A 15962-nucleotide genomic window follows, 5' to 3' on the forward strand; every position below is an offset into this window, starting at 1 on the left:
ACGTATGCAACCTACTGCCGGTGCTTGCGTCAAGTGACACCGGAACGCGGCGAGGGGCGGTGGCGGATGCGCCACCGCCCCTCGCGGACGTCTGCCGACGAGCCGTCAGACGGCGCGTCCGTCATCAATGTTGAGCGACGGCGCACCGATGGTCTCCAGCTCACCGCCGGGGCCGGTGCCGACGACCGCGCCCGTGCTCTTCTTCCCGCGCCGGAGCCACCGCTCCAGCCAGCTCGCGAACGAGGTGAGGGTGAAGTTCACCGCGATGTAGATCAGAGCGATGATGGTGAAACACGCGATGGTGTTCGCGCCGTAGTTCGCCGCCATCGGCCGGGCCGATGCCAGGAGCTCGGGGAAGGTCATCACCGCGCCACCGAGAGCGGTGTCCTTCACGATCACCACGATCTGGCTGACGATCGCGGGCAGCATGGCGGTGACCGCCTGCGGCAGCAGCACGAAGACCATTGTCTGGCTCTTGCGCATGCCGATCGCCTTGGCCGCGTCCGTCTGCCCCGAGGGGAGTGTCAGGATGCCGGCCCGCACGATCTCGGCGAGCACCGAGGCGTTGTAGAGCACCAGACCCGTGACGACGGCGTACAGCGGACGGGTGTCGGTGCTGATGTTCGTGTACTCGGAGTAGACCGCGTTCGCGATGATCATCAGAATCAGAACCGGGATGGCCCGGAAGAACTCGACGACCACACCGGCAGGCATCCGCATCCACCGGTGGTCCGAGAGCCTGCCGATCCCGAACAGCGCACCCAGCGGGAGAGCGATGATCAGGGCGAAGAACGCAGCCTTCAGAGTGTTCTGGAGCCCCGGCCAGATGTACGTCTCCCACGGCTGGGAGCTGGTGAAGAAGGGCTTCCACTTGATCCAGTCGAGCTGGTGCTTGGACGCGAGGCCGTCGTAGACCCACCACACGACGGCCGCGGCGACGAGCACGAACAGGACTGTGTACAGGATGTTCCGCCGCTTGGCGCGCGGTCCCTGGGCGTCATAGAGGACGGAGCTCATCGCTTCACCGCCACCTTCTTGCTCACCCAGCCGAGGATGAGGCCGGTCGGGAGGGTCAGGACGATGAAGCCGAAGGCGAAGACGGCCGAGATCAGGATCAGCTGCGCCTCCTTCTCGATCATGCCCTTCATCAGGTACGAGGCCTCCGCCACACCGATCGCCGAGGCGACGGTGGTGTTCTTGGTCAGCGCGATCAGCACGTTGGACAGCGGATTGACGACCGAGCGGAAGGCCTGCGGGAGGATGATCAGCCGCAGTACCTGGGTGAAGCTCAGACCGAGGGCGCGCGCTGCCTCGGCCTGGCCGACCGGGACGGTGTTGATCCCGGACCGGAGCGCTTCGCACACGAACGCCGCGGTGTAGGCGCTCAGCGCGAGCACGGCGAGCCGGAAGTTGATGTCGGTGAAGTCGCTGACGCCGAGAGTGATGCCGAGCGTCTGGAACAGGCCCAAGGAGGAGAAGAGAATGATCACGGTCAGCGGAATGTTCCGGACCACGTTCACATAGCCGGTCGCGAAACCGCGCATCAGGGGGACCGGGCTGACCTTCATGCCGGCCAGCAGCGTTCCCCATATGAGGGAGCCGAGGGCGGAGTAGACGGTGAGTTGCACCGTCACCCAGAACGCCCCCAGCAGGTCGTAACCATCAAGAAAGTCGAACACGATCTCCCGCGCTTCCGCGTGTAGGAGGGCACGGCGCGCCGCCGTCAGTGGCGGCGCGCCCGGTCAGCCCTGCTTCACTTGACGACGTTGCCGATCTTCGGGGCGGGCTCGTTCTTGTAGTTCGCCGGGCCGAAGTTGGCCTTCACGGCCTTCTCCCACGAACCGTCCGAGACCATCTTGGTCAGCGCGTCGTTGATCTTCTTCTTGAGGTCGGCGTCGCCCTTCTTGAGGCCGATGCCGTAGTTCTCGTTGGTCATCTTGAAGCCGGCCAGCTTGAACTTGCCCTTGTTGGTGTCCTGCGAGGCGTAGCCGGCCAGGATGCTGTCGTCCGTGGTCAGCGCGTCAACGGCGTTGTTCTCCAGGCCGGTCAGGCACTCGGAGTAGCCGCCGTACTCCTGGAGCTGAGCCTTCGGGGCCAGCGTGTCGTGGATGTTCTGCGCCGAGGTCGAACCGGCGACGGAGCAGAGCTTCTTGTTGTTCAGGTCCTTCGGCGACTTGATCGACTTCTCGTCCGCACGGACCAGGATGTCCTGGTGGGCGAGGAGGTACGGGCCCGCGAAGTCGACCTTCTGCAGACGCTCGTCGTTGATCGAGTAGGAGGCGGCGATGAACTTTACGTCACCGCGCTCGATCGACGTCTCACGGTCGGCGCTCTTGGTCTCCTTGAAGTCGATGTCCTTGGCGTCGTAGCCCAGTTCCTTGGCTACGTACGTGGCGACATCGACGTCGAAGCCGGTGAACTTGCCGTCGGGCGTCTTCAGGCCCAGGCCGGGCTGGTCGATCTTGATGCCGATCGTGATCTTCTTGCCGCCGCCCGAACCGGACGCGTCGTCCTTGTCGTCGGAGCCACAGGCGGTGGCGGTCAGGGCGAGAGCGAGCACGGCGGCCGAGGCGGCGGTGACCTTACGAAGCTGCATGGTGAAATTCCCTAGAGTTGACGCGATGTGAGTGATCGGCCGGTCCTGAGGCCGGCACCGAAGGCTCCGTCAGTGGTGAAGGATCTTCGACAGGAAGTCCTTGGCCCGGTCACTGCGCGGGTTGCTGAAGAACTGGTCGGGGGTGGCCTCTTCGACGATCTTCCCGTCCGCCATGAAGATGACCCGGTTCGCCGCAGAGCGGGCGAAACCCATCTCATGGGTGACGACGACCATGGTCATGCCCTCGCGGGCGAGCTGCTGCATGACCTCCAGCACCTCGTTGATCATCTCCGGGTCCAGCGCGGAGGTCGGCTCGTCGAACAGCATGACCTTGGGGTCCATCGCCAACGCCCGCGCGATCGCCACGCGTTGCTGCTGACCGCCGGAGAGCTGCGACGGGTACTTGTCGGCCTGGGTCGCCACGCCCACCCGGTCGAGCAGTGAACGCGCCTTGTCCTCGGCAGCCTGCTTGTCCGTCCTGCGGACCTTGAGCTGGCCCAGCATCACGTTCTCGAGCACCGTCTTGTGGGCGAAGAGATTGAACGACTGGAAGACCATGCCGACATCGGCGCGCAGCCGCGCCAGCTCCTTGCCCTCCTCGGGCAGGGGCTTCCCGTCGATCGTGATCGCGCCCGAGTCGATCGTCTCCAAGCGGTTGATCGTGCGGCACAGCGTGGACTTCCCGGACCCCGAGGGCCCGATGACGACCACGACCTCGCCGGAGGCGATAGCCAGGTCGATGTCCTGGAGCACATGCAGCGCGCCGAAGTGCTTGTTGACGTTGCTCAGCACGACCAGGTCGCCGGCCGCGGGTGCAGCGTCCTCGGTGTCCTTGGTCACTGAAACTCCGCTCATCGGCTTTTTGCTCCGTCCTCCTCGGTTGGCAAGGACCTTAGTGACGCAGTGCGACCAGCGTCATTACATCTGAGCGGAAATTGAGCATAACGATCCGGCCGCAACCGGACACTCCGCGTGAACGGGACGCCCTGCGGGCCGTCCGGGCGTACCGGGTGCATAACGGAAACATGGATGCAACGGGCGGGCACTTGACTGGCCCACCGGTCATCGGAGTGGATGCCCTGGTACACCCTTACGTGAAACGCCTCGAAACGGGGAAGTGACCAGGGGCCTACGCACCGAGACACGACCGCACCGACACCACATCGAGATCGCACCGATCACCGCGCCTTTGGATCACCGCACCTTCGGAGAGGGGGGCCCATGAGACTGCTGCTCGTCGAGGACGACAACCACGTCGCCGCCGCCCTGTCCGCCATCCTCGGCCGGCACGGCTTCAAGGTGGTGCATGCCCGTAGCGGCGAGGAGGCCCTGCAGGCGCTCCTCCCTGCGGACACGGAGCCCTTCGGTGTCGTGCTCCTCGACCTCGGGCTGCCCGACCAGGACGGGTACGAGGTGTGCGGGAAGATCCGTAAGCGGAGCTCCGTGCCGGTGATCATGGTGACCGCCCGGGCCGACGTCCGCTCACGGATCCACGGGCTGAACCTCGGCGCGGACGACTACGTGACCAAGCCGTACGACACCGGGGAACTCCTCGCCCGTATCCACGCCGTCAGCCGCCGCAAGCCGGCCGGCGAGGAGACCGGGCCCACGCCCGTCGCCGCGCTGCGCCTGGGCCATGTGCACATCGAGCTGCCGACCAGGCGGGTCAGCGTCGACGGGGCCGAGGTCCAGCTCACCCGCAAGGAGTTCGACCTGCTGGCGCTGCTCGCGCAGCGGCCCGGTGTGGTGTTCCGCCGGGAGCAGATCATCAGCGAGGTCTGGCGTACGAGCTGGGAGGGGACGGGGCGCACGCTCGAGGTGCACGTCGCCTCCCTGCGTTCCAAGCTGCGGCTGCCCGCACTGATCGAGACCGTGCGCGGGGTCGGCTACCGCCTCGTCGCCCCGTCCGCGTAGGGCGTACGTCTCCGGTGCGCACCAGGCTGCTTTCGCTGCTCATCGTTCTCATGGCGAGCGTCCTGCTGGCGCTCGGCTTCCCGCTGGCCGTCAGTGTGGCCGCGGCCCAGCAGCAGGGTGTGGTGATCGACCGGATCGACGACACCGCACGCTTCGCGGCGCTCGCCCAGTTCATCACCGAACGTACCCGCGGCTACGACGAACGACGGCGCACGCTGCAGACCGAACTGGAGACGTACGACTCGGTGTACGGCATCCGGGCGGGCGTCTTCTACCGTGACGACTCCGCGATGGCGAAGGCCCCGGCGGCCTGGCGGCTGCCGGTCGAGGGCGAGGGCCGGGAGGCGTTCAACGAGGCGCTGCTCGGCCGGCGCAGCCACGATCCGCCGCAGGTCTGGCCCTGGCAGAACGGCCGGGTCGTCGTCGCCTCGCCCGTTGTGCGGGACGGTGACGTGATCGCCGTCGTCGTCATCGACTCGCCCACCGCGCAGATGCGTTCCGACACACTCCGCGGCTGGCTGGTGATCGTGGCGGGCGAGGTGGTCGCCATGCTGGTGGCCGTCGGTGCGGCGATCCGGCTCACCGGCTGGGTCCTGCTGCCGGTGCGGACGCTGGACGTGGCCGCCCACGACATCGCCAGCGGCCGGATGCGGTCTCGGGTGGCGGCCTCCGGGGGGCCTCCGGAACTCAGGCGGCTGGCCCGGTCGTTCAACGAGATGGCCGACAACGTCGAGGACGTGCTGGAGCAGCAGCGGGCCTTCGTCGCCGACGCCTCGCACCAGTTGCGCAACCCGCTGGCCGCCCTGCTGCTGCGGATCGAGCTGCTTGCGCTCGAACTTCCCGAGGGCAACGAGGAGATCGCCTCCGTGCGCACGGAGGGCAAACGGCTCGGCCAGGTTCTCGACGACCTGCTCGACCTGGCGCTGGCCGAGCATTCCGCCGTCGACCCGCAGCTGACGGACATCGGCGCCCTCACCGCCGAACGTGTCTCTTCCTGGCGGCCGGTGGCCGAGGAGAAGGGGGTGCGTCTCAGGGCCGACGGCGTCCCTGCCGTCACCGCCTGGACCGACCCCATCGCACTGTCCAGCGCGCTCGACGCCATCATCGACAACGCGCTCAAGTTCACCCCCGCCGACGAGGAGGTCCGGGTCACGGTCGCCTCGGGCCGCGAGTACGTCACGGTCGTCGTCGCGGACCGGGGCCCTGGCCTCAGCGAGCAGGAGCTGGAGCGGGTCGGAGACCGCTTCTGGCGCAGCTCCCAGCACCAGAACGTGCGGGGGTCCGGCCTCGGTCTCTCCATCTCGCAGGCGTTGCTGGCCGCGAGCCGCGGCTCCATCGCCTACGAGCGGCACGAACCGCACGGGCTGCGGGTGACGGTGTCGGTGCCGCGCAACGGGCCGCACGGGTGAGCCGGGGTGCGAGGTCTCAGGGCTTGACCGAGCGGTAGTAGCGTTTCGCCCCTTCGTGCAGCGGCAGCGGATCCGTGTAGATCGCGGTCCGCAGATCCACCAGCTGTGCGGCGTGCACCTCGCGCCCGATGCGGTCCCGGCTGTCGATCACGGTCCGGGTGAACGCCTCGGTCATCGCCGCATCCGTACGGTCCGTGGTCACCAGCACATTGGCGACGGCGACCGTGGGCACGGCCTGCCCCTGCTGCGCGTTTCGGTAGACGTCCGCGGGCATCACGGCCGAGCGGTAGTAGCGGGTGGAGCCGCCCGCCGCCTGGAGCTGCTTGATCAGCGGCTCCTCCAGCGGGACCAGCCGGATCGCGAACCGGCTCGAGAGATCGGCCACCGCGCTGGTCGGCAGCCCACCCGACCAGAAGAACGCATCGAGCCTGCCGTCCTCCAGCAGTTTCGGCATGGTGTCGATCCCCGCGGGAACCGCCGTCACGTCGTTGACGGGGTCCAGTCCGGCGGCCGTCATCAGCCGGTCGGCGACCAGCCGCACACCCGACCCCTGCTGTCCGACCGCCACCTTCTTGCCGCGCAGATCCGCGACCTTGCGGATGTTCGAGCCCCGGTCCACGACCAGCTGTATGTAGTCGTCGTACAGCCGGACACAGCCACGCAGCCGTTCCGCACCGGGCTTCCCGTCCCGCAGATAGGTGGCGACGGCGTCGGTGGTGGCGATGGTGAAATCGGCCTTTCCCGTCGCCACTCGTGCGATGTTCTGCTGAGAGCCCTCGCTCGTCTGCAGCTTTATCGACACATCCGGCAGGTCCTTGGCGAGTGCGCCCTCCAGCCGCTCCCCGTAGCGCTGGTAGACGCCGCTGCGGACACCGGTGCTGAAGGACAGGCTTCCGCCGGGTTCCGGGTCCCCCAGGGGGAGCAGCCACCACAGCAGCAGGCCGAGCACGACGGCGAGGGCGGCGCCCGCCCGCAGGGAGCGCCGCCGGCCGATTCGGGACAGTACTGCCGGGGGCATGGCCGCGATCCTGCCAGGTCGTTCCGGGCGATGGCCAGGGGCGCAGACCGATCTCCCGGCTGCCCCGACGGCCGTGAGGGCGGTCCTGGAGCCGCCCGCGGCGGGAGGCGTCCGGGCAGCGCCTACCCTTGACGCATGAGCAGCGGCAACCGGAGCGAAGCAGTGGACGTCAGAAAAAGCTACGAGGTGCGCACCTACGGGTGCCAGATGAACGTCCACGACTCCGAGCGGCTGTCGGGTCTGCTGGAGGACGCCGGCTATGTGAGGGCGCCCGAGGGCTCCGACGGGGACGCGGACGTCGTCGTCTTCAACACCTGCGCGGTGCGGGAGAACGCCGACAACAAGCTCTACGGCAACCTGGGCCGGCTCGCCCCGATGAAGACGAAGCGCCCCGGGATGCAGATCGCCGTCGGCGGCTGTCTCGCCCAGAAGGACCGCGACACCATCGTCGAGCGGGCCCCCTGGGTCGACGTCGTCTTCGGCACGCACAACATCGGCAAGCTGCCCGTGCTGCTGGAACGCGCCCGTATCCAGGAGGAGGCGCAGATCGAGATCGCCGAATCCCTGGAGGCGTTCCCCTCCACGCTCCCCACCCGCCGCGAGTCCGCGTACGCCGCCTGGGTCTCCATCTCCGTGGGCTGCAACAACACCTGCACCTTCTGCATCGTCCCGGCGCTGCGCGGCAAGGAGAAGGACCGCCGGACCGGCGACATCCTGGCCGAGATCGAGGCCCTGGTCGCCGAGGGCGTCTCCGAGATCACCCTGCTCGGCCAGAACGTCAACGCGTACGGCTCCGACATCGGCGACCGGGAGGCCTTCTCCAAGCTGCTGCGCGCCTGTGGGCGGATCGAGGGCCTGGAGCGGGTCCGCTTCACCTCGCCGCACCCGCGCGACTTCACCGACGACGTGATCGCCGCGATGGCCGAGACGCCGAACGTGATGCCGCAGCTGCACATGCCGATGCAGTCCGGCTCGGACACGGTCCTGAAGGCGATGCGCCGCTCGTACCGGCAGGAACGCTTCCTCGGCATCATCGAGAAGGTGCGCGCCGCGATGCCGGACGCCGCGATCTCCACCGACATCATCGTCGGCTTCCCCGGTGAGACCGAGGAGGACTTCGAGCAGACCATGCACGCGGTCCGCGAGGCCCGCTTCGCCAACGCCTTCACCTTCCAGTACTCCAAGCGCCCCGGGACCCCGGCCGCGGACATGGACGGGCAGATCCCCAAGGAGGTCGTCCAGGAGCGGTACATGCGGCTGTCCGTCCTCCAGGAGGAGATCTCCTGGTCGGAGAACAAGAAGCAGGTCGGCCGCACGCTGGACGTCATGGTCGCGGAGGGCGAGGGCCGCAAGGACGGCGCGACCCACCGGCTGTCCGGCCGCGCCCCCGACAACCGCCTGGTCCACTTCACCAAGCCGGATCAGGACGTACGGCCCGGCGATGTGGTGACCGTCGAGATCAGTTACGCCGCTCCGCACCACCTGCTCGCCGAGGGCGCACCCGTCGGGGTGCGGCGGACCCGCTCGGGGGACGCCTGGGAGAAGCGCAACGCCGCCGCGGCCGCCGAGCCCGCCGGTGTGATGCTCGGCCTCCCCGGGATCGGCGCGCCTGCACCGCTGCCCGCCGCATCGGCTCCGGGCTGCGGCTGCGACTGAGGGGCCGAGGGGCGTCCCAGGCGTAGCCAGTACGCTGCCCACCATGCTCGTAGCCGCCGCTGTCTGCCCCTGCCCGCCCCTGCTGGTCCCCGACGTCGCCGCCGGTGCCGCGCCCGAGCTCGACGCCGCGAGGACCGCGTGCACCGACGCTCTGGGCGTGCTGGCCGCCTCCAGGCCCGGTCTGCTGATCGTGATCGGCCCGGCGGACCTCGCGGGGCGCGGCCCACACCCCGAGGGCGCCACCGGCACCTTCAGGGAGTTCGGTGTCGATCTCGAAGTACGGCTCGGGCGGGATCTGGGCACGGTGGCCGAACGTCCGCTCCCGGCCTCGCTCGCGGTCGGCGCCTGGCTGCTGACGCGCACCGGGTGGGCGGACGCGCCGGTCGAGGCGCTGGGCGTGGGGGAGCCGCTGGAGACCGGCCGCTGCACGGACACCGGGCGGACGCTGGCTGCCAGGGCGGACCGCGTTGCACTGCTGGTGATGGGCGACGGCAGCGCCCGTCGCACCCTCAAGGCCCCGGGCTACCTCGACGAGCGCGCCGCGGGATTCGACGCTGCGGCCGCCCACGCGCTGGGCACGGCCGACACCACCGGGCTGATCGCACTGGACGAGGCACTGGCGTACGAACTGAAGGCCGCCGGCCGCGCGCCCTGGCAGGTGCTCGCGGGGGCGGCACAGGGCGCCGGGCTCGACGGCCGGCTGCTGTACGACGACGCGCCGTACGGCGTGGGCTACATGGTCGCCGCCTGGTCCTGAGCGGCTGCGCCCGCGAGGGCCGGGGCGGGGCACCGTGCGGACGCACAGCGGCCGCGGAGCGGCACCAGCGGTACCTCTCCGCGGCCGGCGGTTGTCCCCTGGGACCTGACAAGGCCCTGGCAGGACGACGTGCCCTGCCGGGGCCGGTCAGGAAGCGGTATCCCCGGCTGCCTGCCGGACCCGTGTCAGGAAGCGGGCGGAGGCGGCGTCGAGCCCGGGGCCGGCGGCGTACCGTCGCCGTCCTTGTGGGAGAGCCGCTCCACCGCGTCCTTGGCCTTCTGGGTGCCGGACACGATCTTGTCGCTGTACTTGCCCTTGGTCTTCTCGTCCACCGTCCGCGCGGCCTTGTCGAGCCCCTGGTCGATCTTGCCCCCGTGCTGCTGCGCGAGGTCGCTGACCTTTTCCTTCGCCGGGCTCAGCTTCGCCTTCAAATCGTCCATGAAGCCCATCGGACACCTTCTCTGCTGGGGGACTGCGGGCGGGTGTTCTCCCTGGCCCGGCTACCCGCCGTGCTGGTGCGCACTCTCCTGGCCGCGAGAGAGCGGCCACGGAGGACGAACGGCGGAACCATGAGAAAACGCCCATATTCAGTCTTCATTTTACTTGACGGGGCGTCCGGACGCCCCGTCGTCCCGGCCGTCACGTCGTCCATTCGGGAATGGGCACCCGGTTTGCGAGACTGGGGCAGTGAGAAGCTCAGCTCCCGCACCGCGGGTCATCGCCGTCGTCGGTCCCACCGCAGCCGGAAAGTCCGACCTGGGGGTGTTCCTCGCCCAACAGCTCGGGGGTGAAGTGGTCAATGCCGACTCCATGCAGCTCTACCGGGGGATGGATATCGGCACCGCGAAACTGACCCTCGCGGAGCGCGCTGCCGTCCCGCATCTGCTGCTGGACATCTGGGACGTGACCGAGGCCGCCAGTGTCGCCGAGTACCAGCGACTGGCCCGCGCGGAGATCGACCGGCTGCTCGCGGAGGGCCGCACCCCTGTTCTGGTGGGCGGCTCCGGTCTCTACGTGAAGGGCGCGATCGACGCCCTGGAGTTCCCCGGTACGGATCCCGGCGTCCGCGCCGCGCTGGAGGCGGAGCTGGCCGAGCGCGGTTCCGGCGCACTGCACGAGCGGCTCGCATCGGCCGACCCGGAGGCCGGCCGCGCGATCCTGCCGAGCAACGGGCGGCGCATCGTCCGTGCCCTCGAAGTCATCGAGATCACAGGCAAGCCCTTCACCGCCAACCTCCCCGGTAACGACGCGGTCTACGACACCGTCCAGATCGGTGTCGACGTGGCCCGTCCCGAACTCGACGAACGCATTGCCGGGCGGGTCGACCGGATGTGGGACGCGGGACTGGTCGACGAGGTACGCACCCTGGAGGCACGGGGGCTGCGCGAGGGCCGCACGGCCTCCCGGGCGCTCGGCTACCAGCAGGTGCTCGCCACGCTGGCCGGGGACTGTACCGAGGAGGAGGCGCGCAGCGAGACCGTGCGCGCCACCAAACGGTTCGCGCGCCGCCAGGACTCCTGGTTCCGCCGTGACCCGCGCGTCCAGTGGCTGAACGGCGCCGCGGAGCAGCGTGGAGAACTCCCGCGCCAGGCGCTGGCGTTGGTCGAACGAGCGGTCACAGCCTGATCGCATGACGGGAGAGCGGCGGCGTGGCGGAAACTGCCAGTCGTCACCGTCAGGGGGGCGGACCGGCGCCCCCGCAGCAGGCCACCACTGCTGTCGCCGTGGAGTCCGAGAAGACCTCAAGGCGTGGCGCATTCGCCCCCGCAAGACGCCCGCATGCCGGGGTCCGGTCGCGGGATATGGCGGTTCAGAGGCCACCAAAAAGGTAATGCGGGGCGATCAGGACAAGTGGTCGTTGGTCCAGATCCCCGATTCGATTCTGGCTGATCCGGGCAGGGCGCCCAACTCGATCACGAACTGGAGTGTGTATTTCCATGTGTTCCTGTCCATATCAGCGAAAATAGGCCAGTCGACTTCCTCGATGCTGGCCTGCATCACCGCGTCTGGGATTCCGGGCATCGCCTGCCTGATTTCAGGCACAATGGCCGGGTCGTCCGCATGCAGGTTCAGGTAGGCCGAGCCCTGCTCCACCGCTGCGATGAATTTCTTGACCGTCGAGGCGTGCTGGTCGGCGTAGGTCTTACGGGTCACCACTACCTGTCCGTAGCCGGCGTAGGAACCTGACCATTCATGCGCTGTCTGCGGGTTCGCTACGACGACGCCGTCCCCGGCAGCCTGGATTTGCAACGGGAGCGGCTCCGAGGTCACGAACCAGTCGATCCGGCCGCCGGCCAGCGCCGCCCTGTCCTCGGAGGGGCTGGCCAGGGACACCCATGAGACTTCGTCGAGGTCCACGGAGCGGTTCTTGAGGAACATCTCCGCCTCTGCCCTTGTGTTGGCCGAGCTGAATCCGCCGGCTGAGCCGATGAGAGCCTGGGCCACCTTCTCGGACGACGTCTTGGAAGTGAGTGCATGCTGCGCTGCGAACTTTTTGCTCACGACAAGACCGAGCGGGTTGCCGAGGCCGTCTGCACCGATCGCGACTTCTTTGTTTCCCTTTGCCACTGCTGAGAGGAAGTTGGTGGGGCTGGAGTTGAGGAACTGAAGCGAGCTGGACTCCAGGGACGGCGTTCCACTGGCTGCTGTCACATGGACGAATGTGACCTTCAGCCCCTGCTCCCGGAAGAAGCCGCGGGCTTCCGCCACCCGCAGGGGGGCGTCAAAGATATTGCCTGCGACGCCGACGGTGACTGTCTCCGCCTGACTGGAGGCGGGACTGCTCGACCCACCGCACGCTGCCAGCAGGACTGAACCGAGCGCGATGGTGGCTGCGACCACCGTCCTCCTGGGGGCGAGCGACACCGGCTTGCTGTGGGCGGAGGCTAACGTGGCCCGTCCGAGGCGGTGCTCCATGATTCTCCTGTCATCAAGTCTTATGGGTGGGGATCGGCCTACGGGTGCCAAGGAAGCCCGGCGACTCATGAACGGGTCCGCCACTCCCCAGTCGATGCGGTCCGTCGGCACGCAGGCGTTGCGTCCTCCTTGGCCCGGCTACGGGAGGAGACTCCAGCCGTATGCCGGCGCGGTCGGCGGGCCCGCCGACCGTGGGGGGAAGAGTGTGCAGGTTGGGCACGTGAAACGGCTACCCCTTCGCGTCCCTCCGGCCTCCGGCGACATCGCGAGGCACCCCTGCGGGGAGTGCGGCTCCGCCGATGTCCTCCGAGCCGCGGCCCTTGCCCGTATTCGACGGGCTCGCGCCAAGAGTGGAGAACGGCGGCGCAACGGCAGGCAGGCGTCTGTCGGCAGGACAGGGCGTTCGTCTACCGCGTCGGCACGGCCGTTCTCCATAAGGTGTCAGCTGTCCATACGCGCGAGCTGATTGTCCGACGAGTGGTGCGTGGGAATGTAACAGCAGCACCGGCGCGCATCAAGAGTCCTGGAGAAGGGTTCACGTTGTGCTTGGTCGGCCTGTTCGGGCCTGGCCTGGCAGATACTCCCGGGCGGTCGCCTCAATGGCCTCTGGTGGGGGAGTGTGTCCTCCTCGGCAGAGGAGGTGGCGGTCAAGCATCAGGGCTTCGGGGCGAGCATTTCTTGTCCGACGATCCAAGTTACACATCAGTCAAAGTGGGGCGATTTGCCCGCGACGGCGCCATGAGGCCGTCACTCGCCCTCGGTGTCGCACTCACCGGGCCTGGGCGGCTCTTGAGGCGGGCGGGGCCGGGTGGCCCGCTCCGGGTCGGCAGGCGCTCCGTTTTCGTCGACCGGGTGGTGTCTTCGGGCTCGCACCGCCCCCACCTCGTGCGCCGGCGCATGGTGTGACCGAGTCGTAGTGCCCCGTCGGTGACGAGACTTTGTCGGACAGTTCTTCAGCGGGTATCCCGGGATTCCTGAGTTTTAAAGCTTCTTCCTGCGCACATCTTGTAGGGCCTGGGTCGTGGTGTTAGCTTCCCCTTATCGGTTGTCAGACAATCTGGCGGGCGCCAGGGTTGCCGACGGCTGATCAGCAGGAGACTCACGTCGGCCTGGATGCTCGTTCGCGTGCAGCAGGCGACCACCTTCACAAGCACCGCCATCCACGAACGCCGCCATAGGCGCGAGCGCACGGCCCCGCTTCAACTCTTGCGAGGACGAGGCCGAGGAGACAGATATGTCGACCACACAGCGCAACTCCCATTCGGAGGCTCTCCGTCTGGACCACGTCACTCTGGAGTTCCCCGGGACTCACCGGCCGGCGATCGAGGACGTGTCGTTCAGTGTCGATCGCGGCAAGGTCGTGGCCGTGATCGGGCCCAGCGGGTGCGGCAAGAGCACCATCCTGAACCTGGCCGCCGGGCTGCTCACTCCCACGCAGGGGCAGGTCCACTACGCCGGCGAACCGGTCACAGGCGTCAACTCCGATGCGGCGTACGTGACTCAGCAGTCCCACCTGCTGCCCTGGCTGAGTGTCCGGGCCAACATCGGCCTGGCGCTGAAGTTCCGCAAGGTCCCCAAGGAGGAGCGCGAGGAGCGCGTCGCCCAGTGGGTGGAGCTCGTCGGTCTGACGGGCTTCGAGAACCACTTCCCCCGGGAGCTGTCGGGCGGTATGCAGAAGCGCTGCGCGATAGCGCGGGCGCTGATCTACAACCCGTCCATCGTGCTGATGGACGAGCCGTTCGGGCCGCTCGACGCCATCACCCGGCTCGAACTCCAACAGGAACTGCTCAACATCTGGCGGGAGCAGAACGGGACACTGATCTTCGTCACGCACGACCTCAACGAGGCCATCTACCTGGCCGACGAAGTCGTCGTGATGTCCAAGGGCCCCGGCACGATCCGCCGTGTCATCAAGGTTCCCTTCGAGCGTCCGCGCCAGATCGGGTCGCTTGTCGAGTCGCCCGAGTTCTCGGAGCTCTACAACGACCTCTGGGGTCTGTTCGCCGCGGAGCGCAAGACCGCCGCGTAACACGCCAAGTCCCGCAGCCGGATCCGGCGGCCCGCACGGGCCCCGGTCCGATGTCCGGAGCTCCGCGTCCCAAGCCACCATGCCGGTCGCACCGTCACGCCCCCTTGTCCGTCTGACGTCGCGCCTGCCGCCCAGTGAGGTACACAGCTTTGATATCGATCACGGAAGAGATCCTCGTTCCGAGTCCGCCCGAACGTGTCTGGGAGGTCATCTCCGACCCCTCCGCCGTCGTGTCCTGCATCGGTGGCGCCGAGCTCGGCCCGTCGCACGACGACGGATCCTTCGACGGCGCCCTGGCCATCAGGTTCGGCGGTCTCCGGGTCAAGTTCGCCGCCAGGGTCTCCCTGGATCTGGACGAGACTGCACGTGAGGGACGTCTTACGGCCCGCGGTGCAGACGGGCAGGGCGCCACCCGCTTCAGCGCCGGCGCCACCTTCCGGGTCGTCGAGGGGGAGACCCCGGGCACGTCACGGGTCTTCTGTGACGGCGAGATCAAACTCAACGGCAAGCTGGCCAAGTTGATCGAGTCGGGCGCGGGGATGGTCGTCTCCCGGATGACGAAGGAGTTCACCGACCAACTGGTCCAGAAGTGCGCCGCAGCTCCTGCCGAGCCGCTCGCTGCCACGCCGGTGGAACCTGTCGCAACCGCATCCGACGGGGCACAGACCTCTCAGCCCCGGCCGCCGGCCGGCCTGTTCGCGCGCTTGCGGGCGTGGTGGGCAGGCCGACGGTCCGGGCGTGCGGGGCAGACGACGCAGCGTCCCGAGGAAAGTTCCGCTGAGGCACTCGACCAGGGAGGTCGGCGATGACAACGTCCAGGCTCAACAAGGTGATCGGCGCCCTGGACGCGGGGCAGCACGTCTTCGCGACCTTCTCCGCGGCCGATCCGGCGTCGGCGGTCGAGCTGAGCAACTCGGAGTACGACGCCGTGGTGTTCGAGATGGAGCACAAGCCCTGGGACATCAACGCGCTCAAGGACAGCTTCCAGTACCTGCTGAGCAGGCGAAGGGTTTTTGAGGCGGACAGCCTGGCGCCGGACGTCACCCCTCTCGTGCGTATCCCTGCCAATGGTGCGGAGAAGGCGCAGTGGCACGCCAAACAGGCCCTGGATCTCGGTGCGTTCGGCATCATCTGGCCACACATCTCCACGGTGGACGAGGCCCGTAACGCCGTCGCCGCCTGCCGCTACCCGCGGCTGCCCGACGCTCCCCGCTACCAGCCGCCCGGTCTGCGCGGGGACGGCCCGCACGCGGCGACCCGCTACTGGGGCATCCCGAACACCGAGTACTACGCCCGGGCCGACGTGTGGCCGCTGGCTCCGGACGGGGAGATCCTGGTGGGCCTCATGATCGAGGACCAGCTCGGGATCACGAACCTGCCGGACATCCTCGACCAGGTGCCGGGTATCGGGCTGGTCCTGATCGGCGAGGGCGACATGAGCCAGGAGCTGGGCTTCCCCCGTCAGTACGAGCACCCGCGCGTCCTGGAGTGCAAGCGGCAGATCCTCGACATCTGCAACGAACGCGGAGTCGCCGTGGGCCACCCGCACGTCACCGCCGGCAACGTGAAGCAGGTGCTCGACGACGGCTACCGGTTCCTGATGTCGGCGCCGGTGCGTACCTACCCCGGCCTGCACAGGGCCCGGGAACTGACCGGCCGTGTCTGAC

15 protein-coding genes are annotated in these 15962 nt (G+C 68.3%); 8 read left to right on the forward strand and 7 right to left on the reverse strand.

The window, feature by feature from the left end; translation table 11 throughout:
- Positions 1-105 precede the first annotated feature (105 nt).
- The 4 genes from ACFVW8_RS09775 to ACFVW8_RS09790 form a co-directional block, all read right to left on the reverse strand.
- On the reverse strand, positions 106-1017 hold the full coding sequence (locus tag ACFVW8_RS09775; protein WP_389687915.1) for an amino acid ABC transporter permease: 912 nt from the start codon (positions 1015-1017) through the stop codon (positions 106-108).
- Positions 1014-1679, reverse strand: coding sequence for an amino acid ABC transporter permease (locus ACFVW8_RS09780; RefSeq protein ID WP_384131335.1), 666 nt, complete (start codon positions 1677-1679; stop codon positions 1014-1016). Before ACFVW8_RS09780 ends, ACFVW8_RS09775 begins: the two co-directional genes overlap by 4 nt.
- A 74-nt stretch (positions 1680-1753) precedes the next feature.
- Positions 1754-2596: a glutamate ABC transporter substrate-binding protein gene (locus ACFVW8_RS09785; protein ID WP_389687918.1), complete on the reverse strand. Its 843-nt coding sequence runs from the start codon at positions 2594-2596 to the stop codon at positions 1754-1756.
- Between the two features lie 69 nt (positions 2597-2665).
- A complete protein-coding gene (locus ACFVW8_RS09790; RefSeq protein WP_389687920.1) occupies positions 2666-3451 on the reverse strand; it encodes an amino acid ABC transporter ATP-binding protein in 786 nt (261 codons plus the stop codon).
- 366 nt (positions 3452-3817) lie between these two features.
- On the opposite strand from ACFVW8_RS09790, the gene ACFVW8_RS09795 reads away from it, so the two are divergent.
- Both ACFVW8_RS09795 and ACFVW8_RS09800 read left to right on the forward strand, forming a co-directional pair.
- Positions 3818-4510, forward strand: a complete 693-nt coding sequence (locus ACFVW8_RS09795; protein ID WP_389687922.1) for a response regulator transcription factor — start codon at positions 3818-3820, stop codon at positions 4508-4510.
- A 14-nt stretch (positions 4511-4524) separates the two neighbouring features.
- Positions 4525-5919 (forward strand): ATP-binding protein, encoded by a 1395-nt coding sequence (locus tag ACFVW8_RS09800; RefSeq protein ID WP_389687924.1) that lies wholly within the window; start codon positions 4525-4527, stop codon positions 5917-5919.
- 16 nt (positions 5920-5935) lie between these two features.
- Here ACFVW8_RS09800 and ACFVW8_RS09805 read toward each other — a convergent pair whose 3' ends face one another.
- Positions 5936-6937, reverse strand: coding sequence for a TAXI family TRAP transporter solute-binding subunit (locus ACFVW8_RS09805; protein WP_389687926.1), 1002 nt, complete (start codon positions 6935-6937; stop codon positions 5936-5938).
- 135 nt (positions 6938-7072) lie between these two features.
- Here ACFVW8_RS09805 and miaB point away from each other — a divergent pair, with 135 nt between their 5' ends.
- Both miaB and ACFVW8_RS09815 read left to right on the forward strand, forming a co-directional pair.
- A complete protein-coding gene (miaB, locus tag ACFVW8_RS09810; RefSeq protein WP_389687928.1) occupies positions 7073-8593 on the forward strand; it encodes a tRNA (N6-isopentenyl adenosine(37)-C2)-methylthiotransferase MiaB in 1521 nt (506 codons plus the stop codon).
- Between the two features lie 43 nt (positions 8594-8636).
- Complete coding sequence (locus tag ACFVW8_RS09815) at positions 8637-9350, forward strand: class III extradiol dioxygenase subunit B-like domain-containing protein (protein ID WP_389687930.1); 714 nt, start codon at positions 8637-8639, stop codon at positions 9348-9350.
- Positions 9351-9535: 185 nt separating this feature from the next.
- Here ACFVW8_RS09815 and ACFVW8_RS09820 read toward each other — a convergent pair whose 3' ends face one another.
- Positions 9536-9799 (reverse strand): antitoxin, encoded by a 264-nt coding sequence (locus tag ACFVW8_RS09820; RefSeq protein ID WP_389687932.1) that lies wholly within the window; start codon positions 9797-9799, stop codon positions 9536-9538.
- Positions 9800-10037: 238 nt separating this feature from the next.
- Here ACFVW8_RS09820 and miaA point away from each other — a divergent pair, with 238 nt between their 5' ends.
- Positions 10038-10976 (forward strand): tRNA (adenosine(37)-N6)-dimethylallyltransferase MiaA, encoded by a 939-nt coding sequence (miaA, locus tag ACFVW8_RS09825; protein ID WP_389687934.1) that lies wholly within the window; start codon positions 10038-10040, stop codon positions 10974-10976.
- Between the two features lie 216 nt (positions 10977-11192).
- Here miaA and ACFVW8_RS09830 read toward each other — a convergent pair whose 3' ends face one another.
- Entirely contained in the window at positions 11193-12266 is a 1074-nt protein-coding gene (locus ACFVW8_RS09830; RefSeq protein WP_389687936.1) for an ABC transporter substrate-binding protein, read from the reverse strand.
- A 1234-nt stretch (positions 12267-13500) separates the two neighbouring features.
- On the opposite strand from ACFVW8_RS09830, the gene ACFVW8_RS09835 reads away from it, so the two are divergent.
- The 3 genes from ACFVW8_RS09835 (at position 13501) to ACFVW8_RS09845 (ending at position 15961) form a co-directional block, all read left to right on the forward strand.
- Positions 13501-14295 carry an ABC transporter ATP-binding protein gene (locus tag ACFVW8_RS09835; RefSeq protein WP_389687938.1) on the forward strand — a complete coding sequence of 265 codons (795 nt, stop codon included), beginning with the start codon at positions 13501-13503 and terminating at the stop codon, positions 14293-14295.
- A gap of 149 nt (positions 14296-14444) precedes the next feature.
- Positions 14445-15104: an SRPBCC domain-containing protein gene (locus ACFVW8_RS09840; RefSeq protein ID WP_389687940.1), complete on the forward strand. Its 660-nt coding sequence runs from the start codon at positions 14445-14447 to the stop codon at positions 15102-15104.
- Positions 15101-15961, forward strand: a complete 861-nt coding sequence (locus ACFVW8_RS09845; protein ID WP_389687942.1) for an HpcH/HpaI aldolase/citrate lyase family protein — start codon at positions 15101-15103, stop codon at positions 15959-15961. The genes ACFVW8_RS09840 and ACFVW8_RS09845 overlap by 4 nt, the downstream gene beginning before the upstream one ends.
- Position 15962: the final 1 nt, after the last annotated feature.

It is taken from the genome of Streptomyces sp. NPDC058221 (assembly GCF_042882365.1).
Lineage (GTDB): Bacteria > Actinomycetota > Actinomycetes > Streptomycetales > Streptomycetaceae > Streptomyces.

What these genes read in the sequence shown, in the direction of transcription:
- ACFVW8_RS09775 (WP_389687915.1), bottom strand. Translation starts at nt 1,017, where the DNA reads ATGAGCTCCGTCCTCTATGACGCCCAGGGACCGCGCGCCAAGCGGCGG.
- ACFVW8_RS09785 (WP_389687918.1), bottom strand. Translation starts at nt 2,596, where the DNA reads ATGCAGCTTCGTAAGGTCACCGCCGCCTCGGCCGCCGTGCTCGCTCTC.
- ACFVW8_RS09790 (WP_389687920.1), bottom strand. Translation starts at nt 3,451, where the DNA reads ATGAGCGGAGTTTCAGTGACCAAGGACACCGAGGACGCTGCACCCGCG.
- ACFVW8_RS09795 (WP_389687922.1), top strand. Translation starts at nt 3,818, where the DNA reads ATGAGACTGCTGCTCGTCGAGGACGACAACCACGTCGCCGCCGCCCTG.
- ACFVW8_RS09805 (WP_389687926.1), bottom strand. Translation starts at nt 6,937, where the DNA reads ATGCCCCCGGCAGTACTGTCCCGAATCGGCCGGCGGCGCTCCCTGCGG.
- miaB (WP_389687928.1), top strand. Translation starts at nt 7,073, where the DNA reads ATGAGCAGCGGCAACCGGAGCGAAGCAGTGGACGTCAGAAAAAGCTAC.
- ACFVW8_RS09815 (WP_389687930.1), top strand. Translation starts at nt 8,637, where the DNA reads ATGCTCGTAGCCGCCGCTGTCTGCCCCTGCCCGCCCCTGCTGGTCCCC.
- ACFVW8_RS09820 (WP_389687932.1), bottom strand. Translation starts at nt 9,799, where the DNA reads ATGGGCTTCATGGACGATTTGAAGGCGAAGCTGAGCCCGGCGAAGGAA.
- ACFVW8_RS09830 (WP_389687936.1), bottom strand. Translation starts at nt 12,266, where the DNA reads ATGGAGCACCGCCTCGGACGGGCCACGTTAGCCTCCGCCCACAGCAAG.
- ACFVW8_RS09835 (WP_389687938.1), top strand. Translation starts at nt 13,501, where the DNA reads ATGTCGACCACACAGCGCAACTCCCATTCGGAGGCTCTCCGTCTGGAC.
- ACFVW8_RS09845 (WP_389687942.1), top strand. Translation starts at nt 15,101, where the DNA reads ATGACAACGTCCAGGCTCAACAAGGTGATCGGCGCCCTGGACGCGGGG.